Source organism: Variovorax sp. 38R (genome assembly GCF_014843395.1).
GTDB classification, from domain to species: Bacteria; Pseudomonadota; Gammaproteobacteria; order Burkholderiales; family Burkholderiaceae_C; genus Variovorax; species Variovorax paradoxus_H.
In genome coordinates, this window is the sequence record NZ_CP062121.1 from 1,348,431 (window position 1) to 1,365,715 (window position 17,285).

Annotated in this window: 8 protein-coding genes; 4 read left to right on the forward strand and 4 right to left on the reverse strand. The window is 70.0% G+C overall.

All coding sequences use genetic code 11. The features are described from left to right. Positions 1–12: 12 nt before the first annotated feature. The 3 genes from IG196_RS06015 to ppc form a co-directional block, all read right to left on the reverse strand. Positions 13–8,235, reverse strand: a complete 8,223-nt coding sequence (locus IG196_RS06015; protein ID WP_192195415.1) for a GH36-type glycosyl hydrolase domain-containing protein — start codon at positions 8,233–8,235, stop codon at positions 13–15. Next, entirely contained in the window at positions 8,232–8,450 is a 219-nt protein-coding gene (locus IG196_RS06020) for a hypothetical protein (RefSeq protein WP_153282450.1), read from the reverse strand. Before IG196_RS06020 ends, IG196_RS06015 begins: the two co-directional genes overlap by 4 nt. A 166-nt stretch (positions 8,451–8,616) precedes the next feature. Beyond that, positions 8,617–11,463: a phosphoenolpyruvate carboxylase gene (ppc, locus tag IG196_RS06025; RefSeq protein ID WP_192195416.1), complete on the reverse strand. Its 2,847-nt coding sequence runs from the start codon at positions 11,461–11,463 to the stop codon at positions 8,617–8,619. A 57-nt stretch (positions 11,464–11,520) separates the two neighbouring features. Here ppc and hemC point away from each other — a divergent pair, with 57 nt between their 5' ends. The 4 genes from hemC to IG196_RS06045 are packed head-to-tail and all read left to right on the forward strand — an operon-like array spanning position 11,521 to position 15,661. Then, entirely contained in the window at positions 11,521–12,474 is a 954-nt protein-coding gene (gene hemC, locus IG196_RS06030; protein WP_192195417.1) for a hydroxymethylbilane synthase, read from the forward strand. Positions 12,475–12,493: 19 nt separating this feature from the next. Continuing rightward, positions 12,494–13,264, forward strand: a complete 771-nt coding sequence (locus IG196_RS06035) for a uroporphyrinogen-III synthase (RefSeq protein ID WP_192195418.1) — start codon at positions 12,494–12,496, stop codon at positions 13,262–13,264. After that, positions 13,261–14,367, forward strand: coding sequence for a uroporphyrinogen-III C-methyltransferase (locus IG196_RS06040; protein ID WP_192195419.1), 1,107 nt, complete (start codon positions 13,261–13,263; stop codon positions 14,365–14,367). The genes IG196_RS06035 and IG196_RS06040 overlap by 4 nt, the downstream gene beginning before the upstream one ends. A 7-nt stretch (positions 14,368–14,374) precedes the next feature. Further along, positions 14,375–15,661, forward strand: a complete 1,287-nt coding sequence (locus tag IG196_RS06045) for a heme biosynthesis protein HemY (protein ID WP_192195420.1) — start codon at positions 14,375–14,377, stop codon at positions 15,659–15,661. Positions 15,662–15,692: 31 nt separating this feature from the next. Here the strand turns inward: IG196_RS06045 and IG196_RS06050 are convergent, their stop codons facing one another. After that, positions 15,693–17,261, reverse strand: coding sequence for an MFS transporter (locus tag IG196_RS06050; protein WP_192195421.1), 1,569 nt, complete (start codon positions 17,259–17,261; stop codon positions 15,693–15,695). Between the last annotated feature and the right edge of the window lie 24 nt (positions 17,262–17,285).

Below are 17,285 nucleotides of genomic sequence, written 5' to 3' on the forward strand. Positions count from 1 at the left end.
CCGGACCATAACCTACGCCGTCATCTGCCCGTCACCCGCCCTTTCACCTGCCGCTTCAGCGACCCGCAGCACCGCATCCGCCGGCAGCGCCTGCCAGTCGATCCAATCGCCCACCGTCACATGGTGCGTGGGCGCGGCGGCGCCTTCGACGCTGCCCCATTGCAGCGTCAGCCGGTGCGTGCCGAGCCGCAGCGCCAGCTCGAAGCCGGGCCAGTGCGTGGGCACGTGCGGCGTCATCGACAGCTGCCGGCCCTTCACGCTCAGGCCCAGCAAGGTCTCGACCGCCGCGCGGTGCAGCCACGCGGCCGAGCCGGTGTACCAGCTCCAGCCGCCGCGGCCCACATACGGCGCGGCGCCGTAGACGTCGCCCGCCATCACGTAGGGCTCCAGTTCGTAGACCGGGCCGCGCTCGGGGTGCTGCGAACGGTGGGCCGGGCTCAGGCCCTCGAAGCTCTGCCACGCCGCTTCATGGTCGCCCTGCAGCGCCTGCGCCATGAGCGCCCACACGGCGCCGTGCGAGTACTGGCCGCCGTTCTCGCGCACGCCGCGCGGGTAGGCCTGGATGTAGCCCGGGTTGTGGGTCGACTGGGCAAACGGCGGCACCAGCAGCCGCAGCAGGCCGGCCGGTTCGTCGTGCAGCTGCGACCGGATGGCGGCCATGGCCGGGCCGGTGTGGGCCGCGTCCGAGGCGCCCGACAGCACCGACCAGGCCTGCGCGATCAGGTCGATGCGGCACTCGTCGTTGGTCGACGAGCCCAGCGGCGCGCCGTTGTCGAAGAAGGCGCGGCGGAACCAGGCGCCGTCCCAGCCGGCGTCGTGCAGTGCGGCGATCCAGCCGGTGCGTGCCTCGGTCCAGCGCGCGGCGCGTTCGTGTTCGCCGCGTGCCTCTGCGATGGGCGCAAAGCGCTCGACCACGCTGCACAGGAACCACGCGAGCCACACCGATTCGCCGCGGCCTTCGTGGCCGACACGGTTCATGCCGTCGTTCCAGTCGCCGGTGCCCATCAGCGGCAGGCCGTGCACGCCGGTGGTCAGGCTGCGGTCGATGGCGCGCGCGCCGTGGTCGAACACGGTGGCCATGCGGCCGCTGTGCTGCGGCGCGTAGTAGGCGTCTTCGGCGCCCTCGGGAATGCCGGGGCCTTCGATGAAGCCGACCATCTCGTCGAGCAGCGAGGCGTCGCCCGTCACCTCGACGTAGTGCGCCGACGCGTAGGGCAGCCACAACAGGTCGTCGGAGAAATGCGTGCGCACGCCGGCGCCGCCGGGCATGTGCCACCAGTGCTGCACGTCGCCTTCGGGGAACTGGCGCGCCGCGTTCACGAGGATCTGCTCGCGCAGGCGCGGCGGGTCGGTGAGCGCGAAGGCCATCGCGTCCTGCAGCTGGTCGCGAAAGCCGAAGGCGCCGCCGGCCTGGTAGAAGCCGGCCTTCGACCAGAGCCGGCACGCCAGCGTCTGGTACACGAGCCAGCGGTTGACCAGCGCATCGAACAGCGGGTCGGGCGTGCGCACCTGCAGCCGACCCAGCAGGTCGTCCCAGAAGCCGCGCACCTGCGCCAGCGCCTCGGGCACGTCGCGCTGCCGCCAGCGGCGTGCGAGCTCGAGCGCCGCGTCGGCTGTGCCGGCGTGGCCGAGCACGAAAGTGAAGCTCGCGGTTTCGCCAGATGCGACGACGAACTCACCGCCAATCGCCGCGCAGGCATCGAGCCCGCTGCCGGCGCGGCGCGCCAGCGTGTCGGGCACTTCGACGATGCCGCGGCCGGCGAAGAATTCGCTGCGGTCGCAGGTCCATTGCGTGGCCCCGGTCGTCGCGCCCTGCAGGCCGGCAAGCAGCAGGAAGGCGGCGCTGCCGCCGAAGCCCGTGCTCGATTCGCGCTGCTGGCCGAACACGGCCGGCTGGTCTTCGGGCTTCCAGCAATGCACGGTGCGCCGTTCGCCGCGCGCGGCGCCCAGTTGCCACTCGACCATCGCGAGCGCGCGCAGGCGACGCTGGCCGGCACCTTCGTTGCGCACGCGCACATGCACCAGCTTGACGGCTTCGTCGCGGTCCGCGAAGAAGGTGGTTTCGAGCACGAGGTCGCCTTGGCGGACCTCGAAAACCGAGTAGCCCTGCCCGTGCCGTACGAGATGGCGGGTGGCGCCGTCGCCACCGCCGGCAGGCGTGAGCGGCAGCATCTCGCGCGTCGTCACGTCCTGCAGCAGGTAGTGCTCGAAGGCCGGGTCTTGCACGGGGTCGTTCGACCACGGCGTGACCTGGTGCATGCGGCTGTTGCCGGCCCAGGTGTAGCCGGTGCCCCACTCGGACACCTGGAAGCCGAAGGCCGCGTTGGCGATCACGTTGATCCAGGGCCGCGGCGTGCGACGGTCGGGGCCGACCTCGAAGCGGAACTCGCCGCTCTCGGCATCGAAGTCGCCGGTGGCGGGCGTGGACGTCGACGAGGCCGTCTGCCGCGTCAACAGCGGCGTGCGGTGCTGCACCGGCGCGCTGCTGTCGTCCGCAATCGTCGGGCTGCGTGCCTCATGCAACGCCGCCACCTGCACTTCGAGCGCGCGGCCGTCGGCCGTGAACACCACGCGGGCCAGGCTGGAGAGCGCGGCCTTTTCCGACGGCACCACATCCTGGTCGCGCAACAGGTAGAAGCCGGCCGTGTCGTTGCGCGGAAAGCTGTTCTGCGTCTGCTGCGCGACGCGCGAGCGCAGCGTTTCGATCTCGCGCTGCAGCGGCATCAGGTACGAATTCGGTTCGCTGTTGAGCACCACGAGGTCGCAAGCCACGCCGCCGAAACCCCACCACGGTTGCGCGCGCAGCAGCGTGTTGATGAGGCCCATGCCGTTCATCGAGTGGATGTACACGAGCACGATGGGTTTGTCGCCCGAGATGCCGAAGCGCCAGATCTGGCGCAGGTCGATCAGCCCACGGTCGCTCATCACGCGCGGCGTGGTGTAGGTGAGGATGGTCGTCAGGTCTTGCAGCGCGAGGTTCTGCGCGGGCGCAATGCTCAGGTCGCGCAGCCGCACCTGCGCCAGCGTGGCGGCCATGCGCGTGGCGCGCTCCACGTGCATCGGCTGCAGGTAGCGGTCGATGCTGGGCATCAGTGCCTCGATGCTCTCGTCGGCGGCGGTGGCAAAGCTCAGGCGCGCGGTGGTGCCCGGCGCGATCGACAGGCGCACGCGCAGGCAGGCGATGGGGTCCAGGCCGTTCACCTGCTTGCCCTGGGCGGTGAGCGGTTGCGCATCGAGCGCGGGGTCGGCCAGCGTGCGGTTGCGGCCGATGAAGGCGCGTCGGTCGGTCATGCAGTCGATCGACAGCACGTTGGCATCGACCGAGGCCAGGAAGTGAACGGCCGCCACCACCGCGTCGCCATGCAGGCGCGGCTTGCGCGACAGCAGCAGCGCGCGCCACGTGGGCTCCCAGCGCGATTCGACGAACAGGTTGGCAAAGGCCGGATGCGCCTCGTCGGCCTTGGGGTTCGACAGCACGGGCTCGAAGTACGAGACGAGTTCGAGCGTGCGCGTTTCGTCGCCCGAGTTGTGCAGCGTGATGTTGCGCAGCTCGGTGTCGTCCTCGGGGCTGATGAGCACCGTGGTGCGCACCTGCAGGCCGGGGCCGGCCGCGTCGAACTGCACCTGGTCGGCCAGGAAGCGCGTGCGGTAGAGCCAGTCGGCGCCGGGCGCGGGCAGGGCGGTGAGCGAGGTGAGTTCGCTGTGGCCTTCGTCACGCACATAGAAGAAGGTGCCGTAGCTGTCGCGCAGCGGATCGTCACGCCAGCGCGTCACGTTGAACGCGCGCCAGCGGCTCACGCCCGCGCCGTTGGCGCGCAGCGCCACCGTGTAGCGGCCGTTCGACAGCAGGTGCGTGGGCTGGAAGCCTGGCCCCATCGGATCGACCACGCGTGGCTGGAACAGCGGCGCCAGTTCGGCCTGGCTGGGCTCGGGCGGCGTGCGCGGGTCGGCGCTGCCGATGATTTGGCGCGGCGTGCGCTCGTGCAGCAGCGCCTCGTGCGCCTGCACCAGGGCGGCACTGCCGAACCAGCGGCGCGGCGCGTCGGCGCACAGCAGGTTGCACAGCGCGACCAGCGACATGCCCTGGTGGTGCGCCATGAAGTTGCGCACCACGGTGAAGTCCTGGCCCTGGGCCTGGCGCGAGGTGGTGAAGTCGACCGCATCGAGAAAGCCGAACTCGCCGCGCGCGCCGAGCGCTTCGAGCCGCTGCAGGTTGCGCACCGCTGCTGCGGGCGCGAAGGGCGCGGCCATCAGCGTGGCGTAGGGCGCCACCACGCGGTCGGTCGGCGGCGTGCGCCGCAGCGCCAGGCGCGGCACGCCGAAGGGCGAGTACTGGTAGGCCAGCGAATGGTCTTGCGCGAAGTAGGCCGACTCGGACACGCCCCACGGCATGTTCTGCGCACGGCCGAAGGCCTGCTGCTCGGCAATGGCCGCGGCGTTGGCCACCTGCAGCAGGCCGTCGGTGGGCTCGGTCATCACGAGCGCCGGCATGAGGTACTCGAACATCGAGCCCGACCACGACTTCAGGCTGGGCTGGAAGCCCACCAGCAGGAACGGCCGGCCCAGCGCCATCCAGTGGCGGCGCGGCACGTCGCCCTTGGCAATCGCCAGGAAGCTCAGCAGGCGCGACTCGGAGGCCAGCAGGTCGTAGTAACTGGCGTCGAGCACGTTCTCTTCGACACGCAGGCCGATGTGGAACAGGTGGCGCTTGGCGTCGTAGAGGCCGCTGAAGTCCATGCCGTCGTGCAGCGCGTCGCAGCGTTGGGCCAGGGCTTCCAGCGCGGGTGCTTCGTGGGGCTGGCAGCTTGCGTCCGCCGCGAAGGCGCGGCAGGCCTGCGCCACGGTCACTAGGTGCCCCGCGAAGTTGCCACTGTCGACGCTGGACACATAGTCGGGCGGCAGCGGCTTGAGCGTCTGCGTGTCGTACCAGTTGAACAGGTGGCCGTTGTGCTTCTGCATGCGGTCGACGGTGTCGAGCGTGGCCGTGAGGCGCGCCAGCAGGCCGGCCGTGTCGATCCAGCGGAATTCACGCGCGCAGCAGGCGGCCAGCAGGTACATGCCGATGTTGGTCGGCGAGGTGCGGTGCGCGAGGGTCGGCTGCGGTTCGAGCTGCAGGTTGTCGGGCGGCAGGTGGTTGTCGTCCGGGCCCACCACATGCTCGAAGAAGCGCCAGGTGTCGTGCGCCAGCGTGTCGAGGTAGCTGCGCTGCGCGGGCGCGAGAGGGTCTTCGGCGTGTGCGTCGACGCGACTGCCCCACCAGGAAGCGATGGGCGCCAGCGCCCAGAGCACGAAGAGCAGCGGGCCGAGCACCGGGTAGGCGCTCCAGTTCGCGAGGACGGCCAGCACGAGGCACACCGCGCTGCTGAGGGCCGCGCTGCGCACGAAGGGCTTCAGGCGCTGGCTCGATTGCGCCTGCGCCTGGTCGGCCGTCGTCCATTGCAGCAGGTGCCTGCGGCTCACGAGCAGCCGCCAGGTGGCGAGGAAGGCCGCGTCGAGCAGCAGCCGTGTCTGCGCCGCCAGCTGCACGAACTGCCAGGCCGCACCGGCCATGGCGCGCAGCAGCTCGACCGCGCCCACGTCGAAGAAGTGGCGCAGCTCGATCGCGCGCCGCGTCGGCACCAGGCCGGCCAGCGCGCCGAGCAGCGGGCCCAGCGTGAGCGCCGCGCCGACGGCGGCCAGTGCCCAGCCCAGCGGCATGGCCTGCGTGAAGATCACCAGCACCAGCAGTGCGAAAGATGCCGGCGCGACCAGCGAGCGGCGCAGGTTGTCGCACATTTTCCAGAGGCCCAGCGCGTCGATGCCGAAACGGCGCGCGCGCCACATCAACGGCAGCAGTTGCCAGTCGCCGCGCACCCAGCGGTGCACGCGCGAGGCGGCCACGCCGGCGTGGTGCGGATGGTCTTCGACCAGCACGACGTCGCTGACCATCGCGCAGCGCGCGACGCTGCCTTCGAGCAGGTCGTGGCTCAGCACGGCGCTGTCGGGCAGGCGGTCGTTCAGCGTGGCGTGCACCGCGCGCACGTTGAGCAAACCCTTGCCGGTGAAAGAGCCGCTGCCGAACACGTCCTGGTAGATGTCGGACGCACCGCTGCCGTACGGGTCGAGCCCGCACTGGCCGGCGAACACCCAGTGGAAGAACGAGCGCTCGCTGTGCATCGGAAACGGCGTGACGATGCGCGGCTGCAGGATGCCGAAGCCCGCGACCACGCGCCGGCTTTGCATGTCGATCTCGGGCGCGTTCAGCGGATGCGCGGCAATGGACACGAGGTCGCGCAGCGCGCCGGGCGGCAGGCCGGTGTCGCTGTCGAGTGTGAGCACGTAGGGCGTGCGGCCGGGCGCGAGCTGCTGGCCCGGTGCGAGCGGAAGAAAACCGTTGGCGTCGCCGCTGGCCAGCAGGCGCATGAGCATTTCGAGCTTGCCGCGCTTGCGTTCCCAACCCATCCAGCGCTGCTCGGTTTCGCTCCAGCTGCGCGGGCGGTGCAGCAGCAGGAAGCGCGGTGAGGTGCCTTCCGCCGGGGGGTACTTGGCGTTGAGCGCGGCGATGCGTTGCTGGGCGTCGTCGAGCAAGGGTGCGTCGTCGGGCATCGACGCTTGCGAGGCATCGGCCCAGTCGGTCAGCAGCGCGAACTGCACGTGCGCCTCGCGGTTGGCGAGCCAGTGCAGTTCGAGCCGGTGCGCGAGCTTGGCGTTGTTCGCGGTCGAACCCAGCATCGTGGGCATGACGACGAGCGCGCGGTGCCGCTCGGGAATGCCGTTCGCAAAATCGAGACGTGGCAGGGCCTGCACGCGCACAGACTCCGCCATGATGCGCTGCGCCAGCGCAATCAGCGCTTCGGACAGCGGCCATGCGAGCAGCAGCAACGCCGCGACGATGGTCCAGTCGCCGCGATGCGGCAGGCCGTGCACCACGGCCGCCAGCAGCAGCGCGGTGCCGACGGCGACGGAACCCACGTAGACGGGCAAGCGCCAGCCGCGATGGCTGCGCGCGGGCCGCGTGTTTGCTGCGCGTGAGGAACGGCCCGCCGGTGCGTTCGCCTGCAGCGAAGCGATCAGCGCGGGCCGGCCCTGGCCGAAGAGGTAATAGCCGGCGGTGCCGTCGGCGCGGTCGGTTTCGGCGCCGGCTTCGTCGGCCGGCGCGCTGGAGGCCAGCGTGACCACGGCCTGCGCCACTTCGCGCTCGGTCCGTTCGGTGTTGCGCGCCACCTGTTCCATCGCATGTGTGATCTGCTGGCGCGTGAGTTCGCTCTCGTTCGCATAGCTCGGCAGTTCGCGCAGCACGCGCAGCGAGCGGCTCACCGGTTCGATGAGGTCGCTCCACTCGACCTGGCCGATCATGCGCAAGGTCGTGATGATGTTGCCGACCGTGAGGTTGGCCGCGGCCTGTGCGTTCTGCGCGTCGTCGATCAGCGCCGGGCCGTTGGGGCAGTGCTGCTCGGTCCAGCGCACCAGCGCGGGCATGTCGTCGCCGTGCTCGACGGGCAGGCGCTGCCACAGCTGCGTGAGGTAGTTGTCCTGCAGGCCATGGCTTTGCAGCGCGCGGTAGAGCACGTCGAGGTCTTGCACCGACAGATGCGGCGCTGCGTCCCAGGCCGCATGCGCGATCTCGCGCGCGACTTTGTTCTCGGCAATGCGCTCGGCCACGCGGCGCAGGTTTTCGAGCAGCACCACGCGCAAGGTGGTGGGCAGCGCCCACAGTTCGCCGAGCATGAGCTCGTCGATGTCTTGATAAGCGTTGAGGAAGGCGGTGAACAGCGTCTTGTTGAGCACGCTGTCGGTGTGCGCCACATAGGCCCACGCAATGCCGTACACGCGCGGCAGCCCTGCCAGCGGCGGCGTGACGAGCTTGGGCAGCCGCGCGTAATAACTGCGCGGCACGCCGTCATGGATCTGTTGGAGCTGCGCCTCGACGAGGTGGAAGTTGTCGAGCAGCCACTCGGCCGCCGGCGACACGTAGCGCCCGCTGCGCGAGATCAGCGCGATGTAGTCGAAGGCCGCGCGCAGCGATTCGAGGTTTTCGTCGACCCGCGGAAAGAAGGGCGCGCCTTCGCGCGCGCGGTGGTGTTCGTCTTCCACCACCTGGGCGCGGGCCAGGCTGTGGCCGTGCTGTTCAAAACGTTGGGCACCGAAGAGTTCGGCGCGAATAGCGAGGGCTACCGGGTCGTGCGGACCGAGCAGGAGAGACCTGGCGTAGTAACTGAGCCCTTGGAGGCGGTCGACGACGGCAGCGGCGCTCAAGTGACGGCGAACAGGCCGATGCCCAGCACCGCGGCCACGCAGGCCATCGTGACGATACGGCCCGCAGCGAGCGCGCGCACACGTTGCATGTGGCTTCGCACCGAGAACCATCGCCCGTGGGCACGTGCACAGTGGTGCATGTGTGAAGCCAGGGCTTCGAAATCGCTGCCGACGAAATCGATCTGCGAATGGGAAAGGGACTGCGGGACGGACATTGCAACGGGCTCCTGTGAAACGACTTCGAGCTGCCGCGCGATTGCGAGAACTGGGAACGTGTCCCGACCGTACCCTTTTAAATGACCTTACGGGTACCTCATTGCCGACAGCCCTCGTAAGAAAGGGCGCACAAGGCGCCCTTCGTTCATCGAGGCTGCGTGCAGATCAGCCCGTGTTGCGCAACCCTGCAGCCACCCCGTTGATCGAGATGTGGATGCCGCGTTGCAGCCGTTCGCCGCCGTCGCCCGCGCGATAACGCCGCATCAGCTCGACCTGCAGGTGGTGCAGCGGGTCGATGTAGGGGAAGCGGTGGCGCACCGAGCGCTGCATTTCGGCGTTGCCCTCGAGCCGTTGCTTCGCGCCCGTGATGAGCGTGAGCGCGTCCGACGTGCGTTGCCATTCGCTCTCGATCATCGAGAACACCTTCTGGCGCAGCTTGCGGTCGGTGACCAGCTCGGCATAGCGCGAGGCCAGCGCAAGGTCGCTCTTGGCGAGCACCATGTCCATGTTCGACAGCAGCGTGCGAAAGAACGGCCACTGCGCATACATGCGCTGCAGCAGCGCCACGCGCTCCTTCTTGCCCGCGCCGTTGCCGGCGGCGGCCAGGAACTGCTCCACGCCCGAACCGAAGCCGAACCAACCCGGCAGCGTGAGGCGGCACTGGCCCCAGCTGAAGCTCCACGGCACGGCGCGCAGGTCGTCGATCTTGTGGCTCGGGTTGCGCGAGGCGGGGCGCGAGCCGATGTTGAGTTCGGCAATCTCGCGGATCGGCGTGGAGCCGAAGAAGTAGTCGCCGAAGCCCGGGGTTTCGTACACCAGCTTGCGGTACGCAGCCATGCTCGCGGTCGACAGCTCGCCCGCGGCCGAGAGGAAGGTGGCAGGCGCCGGCTTGCCCTGCGGCAGCAGCGTGGCTTCGAGCGTGGCGGCCACCAGCGTCTCGAGGTTGCGCCGGCCGATCTCGCGGTTGGCGTACTTCGAGCCGATGACTTCGCCCTGCTCGGTGAGGCGGATCTGGCCGCGCACCGTGCCGGGCGGTTGCGCCAGGATCGCCTGGTAGCTCGGGCCGCCGCCGCGTCCCACCGTGCCGCCGCGGCCGTGGAACATGCGCAGGCGGATCGGGTTCTTTTTCTTCTTGTTCAACTCGTCGAACAGCGACACCAGCGCGATGCCCGCGCGGTACAGCTCCCAGTTGCTGGTGAAGATGCCGCCGTCCTTGTTGCTGTCGCTGTAGCCGAGCATCACGTCCTGCTCGCCGCCCGAGCGCTCGATGAGCGCCTGGATGTTCGGCAGCGCGTAGAAGGCGCGCACGATGGGCGCGGCGTTGCGCAGGTCTTCGATGGTCTCGAACAGCGGCACGACGATCAGGTCGCAGGTCGCGTTGCTGTCCATCGCGCCGCGCAGCAGGCCCACTTCCTTCTGCAGCAGCAGCGCTTCGAGCAGGTCGCTCACCGTTTCGGTGTGGCTGATGATGTAGTGGCGAATGGCTGCGGCGCCGTAGCGCGCACGCGCGGTGCGCGCGGCCGCGAAGATGGCCAGCTCGCTCTTGGCGAGCGGCGAATAGTCGGCGTCGGGCACGCGCAGCGGACGCGCGTCGTCGAGCAGCTTGAGCAGCAGCGTCTGCTTGGCTTCTTCGGCCAGCGAGGCGTACGAGGGCTCGATGCGCGCGGTGGCCAGCAGCTCGGCGATCACGGCCTCGTGCTTGTCGGAACTCTGGCGCAGGTCGACCGTGGCCAGGTGGAAGCCGAACACTTCCACCGCGCGGATCAGCGGACGCAGGCGCGGCGCCGCGAGCACGGTGCCGTGCTTCTCGACCAGCGACTCCTCGATGGTGCGCAGCTCGGCCAGGAATTCTTCGGCGTTGGCGTACGGGTTCTGCGGTGCGACCGCATGGCGCGCGGCCTCGCCGCCGCTGAGCTCGCGCAGCGTGGCCGCCAGGCGCGCGTACACGCCGGTGAGCGCGCGGCGGTAGGGCTCGTCCTTGCGGTGCTCGCTGGTGTCGGGCGAACGCTCGGCCAGTGCCTGCATCTCGACCGACACGTCGACCAGCGTGGCCGACAGCGACAGCTCTCCGCCCAGGTAGTGCACCTCGGTGAGGTAGTGGCGCAGCGCGAGTTCCGACTGGCGGCTCAACGCGTACTCGAGCGTCTCGGCCGTGACGTTGGGGTTGCCGTCGCGGTCGCCGCCGATCCACTGGCCCATGCGCAGGAAGGTCGCGACCGAGGGCGTGACGCCGCTCTGGGCCAGCGCCTTTTCAAGATCCGCATAAACGCGCGGGATCTCGCGCAGGAACGTGGCTTCGTAGTAGCTCAGCGCGTTCTCGATCTCGTCGGCCACGGTGAGCTTGGAGAAGCGCAGCAGGCGCGTCTGCCAGATCTGCGTGACGCGGATGCGCATCTGGGTTTCATTCTCGGCCAGCTCGATGGGCGAGAGCGCGTCCTTGCCGCCTGCGTAGGCGTTCTGGCGCAGCTTGATCTCGTCGCGCGTGGTGAGCAGCAGGGCGATGGCGCGCTCGGCATCGAGGATGCTCTTGCGCTGCACTTCGGTCGGGTGCGCCGTGAGCACGGGCGACACGTAGCTGTGGGCCAGCGAGGCGACGATGTCGTCGGGCTTGATGCCGGCCTTGCGGATGCGCACCAGCGCGGTCTGCAGGTCGCCGTCGGCCTGCACGCCTTCGCGTTCGGCCTCGGTGCGGCGGCGGATCTGGTGGCGGTCTTCCGCCAGGTTGGCCAGGTGGCTGAAGTAGGTGAAGGCGCGGATCACGCGCACCGTTTCGGCGGCGCTCAGGCCCTTGAGCAGGTTTTTGAGTGCGCGGTCGGCGGCGTGGTCGGCGTCGCGCCGAAACGACACCGACAGGGTGCGGATCTTCTCGACCAGCGCGTAGGTTTCGTCACCCTCCTGCTCCCGGATCACGTCGCCGAGGATCCGGCCTAACAGCCGGATGTCGTCGATCAATGGCTGGTCTTCGGTCTGGCGGCGCTTGGCGGGGATGGCAGGAGTCTTGCTGGCTTTCATTCGATGTTGTTCCTGGGGACTTGAATGGACGCGCCGCCTCCGTTGCTGCGGCGCAACATGCTAGCATTCCGGAGGTCAGAAACCACGTACTTTTTGGGAGCGATCTTGAGCAACATCGTGATCGCCACGCGCGAAAGCCGGTTGGCCCTGTGGCAGGCCGAACACGTGCAAACGCTTTTGCAAGAACGCGGCCACACCGTCAGCCTGCTGGGCATGACGACCCGCGGTGACCAGATCCTGGACCGCACGCTGAGCAAGGTCGGCGGCAAGGGACTCTTCGTCAAGGAACTCGAAGCCGCGCTCGAAGACGGGCGCGCCGACATCGCCGTGCATTCGCTCAAGGATGTGCCGATGGAGCTGCCCGAGGGCTTCACGCTGGCCTGCGTGCTGGAACGCGAAGACCCGCGCGACGCGCTGGTGTCGCCGGGCTACGCCTCGCTCGACGCACTGCCGCAGGGCGCGGTGGTCGGCACCTCGAGCCTGCGCCGCGTGGTGCTGCTGCGCGCGCAGCGGCCCGACCTGCGCATCGAACCGCTGCGCGGCAACCTCGACACCCGCCTGCGCAAGCTCGACGAAGGCCACTACGACGCCATCGTGCTCGCGGCGGCCGGGCTCAAGCGGCTGGGCCTCGAAGACCGCATCCGCGTCGCCTTCGACCCCGACACCATGCTGCCCGCCGCGGGGCAGGGCGCCCTCGGCATCGAGGTGCGCGCCGACCGCCAGGACCTCATCGACCTGCTGGCCCCGCTGGCGCACCGCGGCGACTGGCTCTCGACCACCGCCGAGCGCGCCGTGAGCCGCGCGATGGGCGGCAGCTGCTCCATGCCGCTCGCGGCCCATGCGCGTCGGCAGGCCGACGGCACGCTGCGCATCGACGCCGCCTGGGGCGACCCGGAAGGCGATGCGCCGCTGGTGCGCGTGCATGCGCAGGCCGAGGCCGGCGACTTCGCGACGGCCGATGCCCTTGGCCAACACGCCGCGAGCCTGCTGCGCGACGCCGGTGCCCACTGATCGCCGTGGGCGCTGAGCGATGAGCGCGGGGCCCGTCATCGTCACGCGGCCCGCGCATGAAGCGGCGGCGTGGGTTCGTGATTTCCAGTCGGCCGGCCTCGAGGCCGTGGCGTTGCCGCTGATCGCCATCGCACCTGCGCTCGATGTCGAGCCGCTGCGCGCCGCCTGGGCACGGCTCGCGGACTACGCGGCGCTGATGTTCGTGAGCGCCACCGCCGTCGATCATTTCTTCCAGCACCGCGACACCTCGGCACTCGCCGGTTGCCGCTTCTGGGCCACTGGCCCCGGCACCGAGCGCGCGCTGCTGCGCGCCGGCGTGCCGCCCGCCGCCATCGACGCGCCGCCACCCGGCGCCACGCGCTTCGACTCCGAGGCGCTGTGGGCGCTGGCGCACGGGCAGGTGTCGCCGGGCGTGCGCGTGCTCATCGTGCGCGGCGGCGACGAAGCGGGCCAGCCCGCCGGTCGCCAGTGGCTCGCACAGGAGATCGATGCCGCCGGCGGCGTGCGCGACACCGTCGTGGCCTACCGGCGCCTGGCGCCTGCACTCGACGATGCACAGCGCCGCATCGCGACCGACGCCGCAGCGGGGCACGGCATCTGGCTCTTCAGCAGCTCGGAAGCCATCGGAAACCTGCAGCGCGCACTGCCGGGCACCTCGTGGCAGGCCGCGCGCGCCATCGTCACGCATGCACGCATCGGCGAAGCCGCACAGGCCGCGGGTTTCGGGGCGTTGCGTGTCTGCACACCCCTGCGGGAAGCGCTGATCGCGTCGATAGAATCCTTCGCATGAGCGCCGCGTCCCCGTCCGACGACCTTTCTCCCCCTTCCGCCCCCACGGCGCACCCGACGGCGCATGTGCCCGCCACGGTGGCGCCGCACCAGACGCCCGCCGCCCAGGCGGCCGCAGCCACGCTGCTGGCGCGCATCGGCGTGGGCCTCGTGGCCCTCGTGGCGCTGATCGCGCTGCTGTCGACGATCGCGCTGTGGCAGAAGGTCAGCGGCATGAAGGAACAGCTCGCGCGCCAGAGCGCCGAGGCCACCGCCCAATCGATGGAAGCGCGCACGCTGGCGCGTCAGGCCAGCGACACGGTGCGCGACGCCGCCGCCCGCGTGGCGCTCATCGAGACCCGCGTGGCCGAAGTCACGCTGCAGCGCTCGCAGCTGGAAGAACTCATTCAAAGCCTCTCGCGTTCGCGCGACGAGAACCTCGTGATCGACATCGAATCCGCCGTGCGCCTCGCGCTGCAGCAGGCGCAGGTTACGGGCAGTCTCGAGCCACTGCTCGCTGCGCTGAAGGCCGGCGACCTGCGCATCGCACGCGCCGCGCAACCGCGGCTCGCGCCCGTGCAGCGCGCCATGCAGCGCGATGCCGACCGCCTGCGTACCAGCGCCAGCACCGACAGCGCCGAGGCCCTGCAGAAGCTCGACGAGCTGGTGCGCAGCGTGGACGACCTGCCCACGCTCAACGCAGTGGCCGTGCGCGGTAACGGCGTCAACGCCTGGCGTCCCGAACCCATTCCCGCCGATGCGCCCTGGTGGCAGCGCGTGCTGCTGACCATCCGTGGCGAGGCGCGCTCGCTGGTGCGCGTGGGCCGCATCGAGAGCCCCGAGGCGGTGCTGCTGGCGCCCGAGCAGTCGTACTTCCTGCGCGAGAACCTCAAGCTCAAGCTGCTCAATGCACGGCTGTCGCTGCTGTCGCGCCAGATGGACGCCGCACGCGGCGAGTTGGGCCAGGTGGCCGCGTCGCTCAACCGCTATTTCGATCCGGCCTCGCGCCGCACGCAGGCCGCCGCCACGCAGCTGCAGCAACTGCAGCAGCTCGCGCGCAGCACGGAGCCGGTGCGCATCGACGACACACTGGCCGCGCTGACCACCGCGGCCGCAGGGCGCTGATCCGTTCATGCGCGCTGCAATCTGGCTCCTCGCGCTGTTCGCCGTCGCTGCGGCGGTGGCGCTGTTCGCTGGCAACAACCAGGGCACGATCACCGTGTTCTGGCCGCCGTGGCGGGTCGATCTCTCGCTGAACCTCGTGCTCGTGATCCTGCTGCTGACCTTCGTGCTGCTGCACGTCGCGTTGCGCGCGCTCGCGGCGCTGTTCTCGCTGCCCACGCAGGCGCGCCACTGGCGGCTGCAGCAGAAGGAACGCATGCTGCACTCCGCCTTGCTCGATGCGATGGTGCAGCTGATTGCCGGCCGCTTCTCGCGCGCACGCAAGGCCGCGCAGGCCGCACTCACGCAAGAAAAGACACTGGCCGCGCTCGGCGCCGAACTGCCGCAGGCGCAGCAAGTGCGCGTGCTGTCGCACCTGCTGGCCGCCGAAAGCGCGCAGGCCCTGCAGGACAAGGCGGCGCGTGATGCCCACCTGCAGCAGGCCCTCAACGAAAGCGCCGACCGCACCGTGCTCGCAAGCCCGGAAACCCGCGAAGGCGTGCAGCTGCGCGCCGCACGCTGGGCGCTCGACGACCGCGACCCCACGGCCGCGCTCGCACGGCTCGAAGAACTGCCGCAAGGCGCGCAGCGCCGCACGCTGGCGCTGCGGCTGCGGCTCAAGGCCGCGCGGCAAGACCGTCGCACGGTCGAGGCGCTCGACACCGCGCGCCTGCTGGCCAAGCACCGCGCCTTCTCCGACGCGGCGGCGCAAAGCATCGTGCGCGGCCTCGCGACCGAGCTGCTGACCGGCGCGCACGACCCGGCGCAGCTGCTGCGTGCGTGGTCCGAGCTGGATTCCTCCGAGCGTCAGATGCCTGAAGTGGCCATCCACGCGGCCCAGCGCATGGTCGCGTTGCGCGGTGACCTGGCGCTGGCACGCGGCTGGCTGCTGCCGGCCTGGGAACGCATGGTGGCGAACCCGCGCGGCCTCGGCGATGCGCTGCGCGTGAAGCTCACGCGCGCGCTCGAAGCGGGGCTCGATTCGGTCGACGCCGACTGGCTCGCACGCATCGAAAGCGCGCAGCGCAACAACCCGCGCGACCCGAACCTGCAGTACCTCGCCGGCATGGCCTGCATGAAGCGCCAGCTGTGGGGCAAGGCCCAGCAACTGCTCACGCAGGCCGGGCTCGGCTTGCAAGACCCCGACCTCTACCGGCGCGCCTGGCTCGCGCTGGCCCAGCTGGCCGAGGCGCGCGAAGACCACGCGCAGGCCGCCGACGCGTGGAAGCGCGCGGCGCAGATCGACAACACGCCCTGAGCGTTGGCTGGGTCCGTCGTGCGTCCTGGCCTCAGGAGCACGCGGATTCCTTGGCGGCCGTCAGGCCCGCTGTTTGCACCGATGGCTTGCCGTTGCCGAAGATCAACAGGCTCAGGCCGGCCAGCACCCACACGCCGATGCCGCCGTAGAGCATCACCCATCCGAAGCTCTGCACCAGCGCCGCATGCACCGCTGCGCCCGACGGGTCGGCCTGCGACAGCGCCGGAAAGCTCTCGGGCAGCGACGCGGAACTGCCTGCCGCGACCTTCTCTGCCAGCGCGCGCAGTTGCACCGCATCGAGCGACGTGGACAGGGCGCTCTTCAGGTGCGCATGAATGCCTTCGAGCAGCAGGAACCCCATCAGCGCGATGTTGATGGCCAGCGTGATCAGCCGCGCGCTCATGTCCATGCCCGAGGCCATGCCTGCGCGCGCGCTCGACACCGAGCCCGTGGTGGTGTTGGTGACGGGCGTGTTCGTCAGTCCCAGCCCGATGCCGGCCAGCAGGCAGCCGGGCAGCAGCGTGAGCCAGCTCGCGTGCGCCACGCCGCTGCCCCAGCGCATCGCGATGAAGCCGAGCCCGATCACGAACAGCCCCGCCGGAATGACCACGCCGGGCCGGTAGCGCATCGACAGCCGCTCGGCCAGCGGCGGCAGCACGAGCGTGGGCAGCGTGTAGGCCAGCAGCGCCGAGCCGGCCGTGACGGCGTCGTAGCCCAGGCCGCTCTGAAAGTAGATCGGCAGGTAGATCATGAACGGCCAGAAGCTGAAGTTCATGCCGATGGAGCCGACGATCGAGCCCGAGAAATTGCGGATGCGAAAGACCGAGAAGTCGAACATCGGGTGCGGGTTGATCTTTTCGACCCACAGGAAGACCGCGAAGCAGGCCAGCGTCGCCACGAGGATGCCGATGGCCACGGGGCTCCCGAAGCCGAGGCCCGGCCCCTGCGTGATGAAGTAGGTGAGGCCGAACACCGCCAACGACAGCGTGACGATGCCGGGCAGGTCCAGTCGTTTCGCGTCGGGGTCGCTCGACTCTTCGACGCTGCCGAGAACCAACGCCAGCGCCACCACGGCCAGCGGCACGTGCACCAGGAACACCCACTGCCAGCTCGACAGCGCCACGATCGCGCCGCCGACGATCGGCCCGAAGCCCAGCCCCATGCCGAACACCACGCCCCAGATGGCGAATGCCTTGCTGCGCTCCTTGCCTTCCTGGAACTGGTGCGACAGCACCGCGAGCTGGCAGATCAGCATCGCGCCGCCGGCCAGGCCCTGCAGGAAGCGGCTGACGATCAGCACCGCTGCGTTGCCTGCGATGCCGCACGCCAGCGAGGTGATGCCGAACAGCACCACGCCGACGATCAGCACGCGCTTGCGGCCGTAGCGGTCGGCCACGGTGCCGGCCGCCATCAAGACCGTGGTGCAGGCGAGGGTGTAGGCGTTCATGATCCACTGCATGTCGCTGAAGTCGCCGTGCAGTGATTTTTCGAGCGTGGGAAGAATGACCGGCACGCTGGAGATTTCCAGGCCGAACATCAAGGCAATGAGGCAGACCGCGGACAGGGCGATCCGGTTCTTGCCGGCGGGAGAGAGAGGCATCGAGCAGCTTTCCAGAAGAGGTTC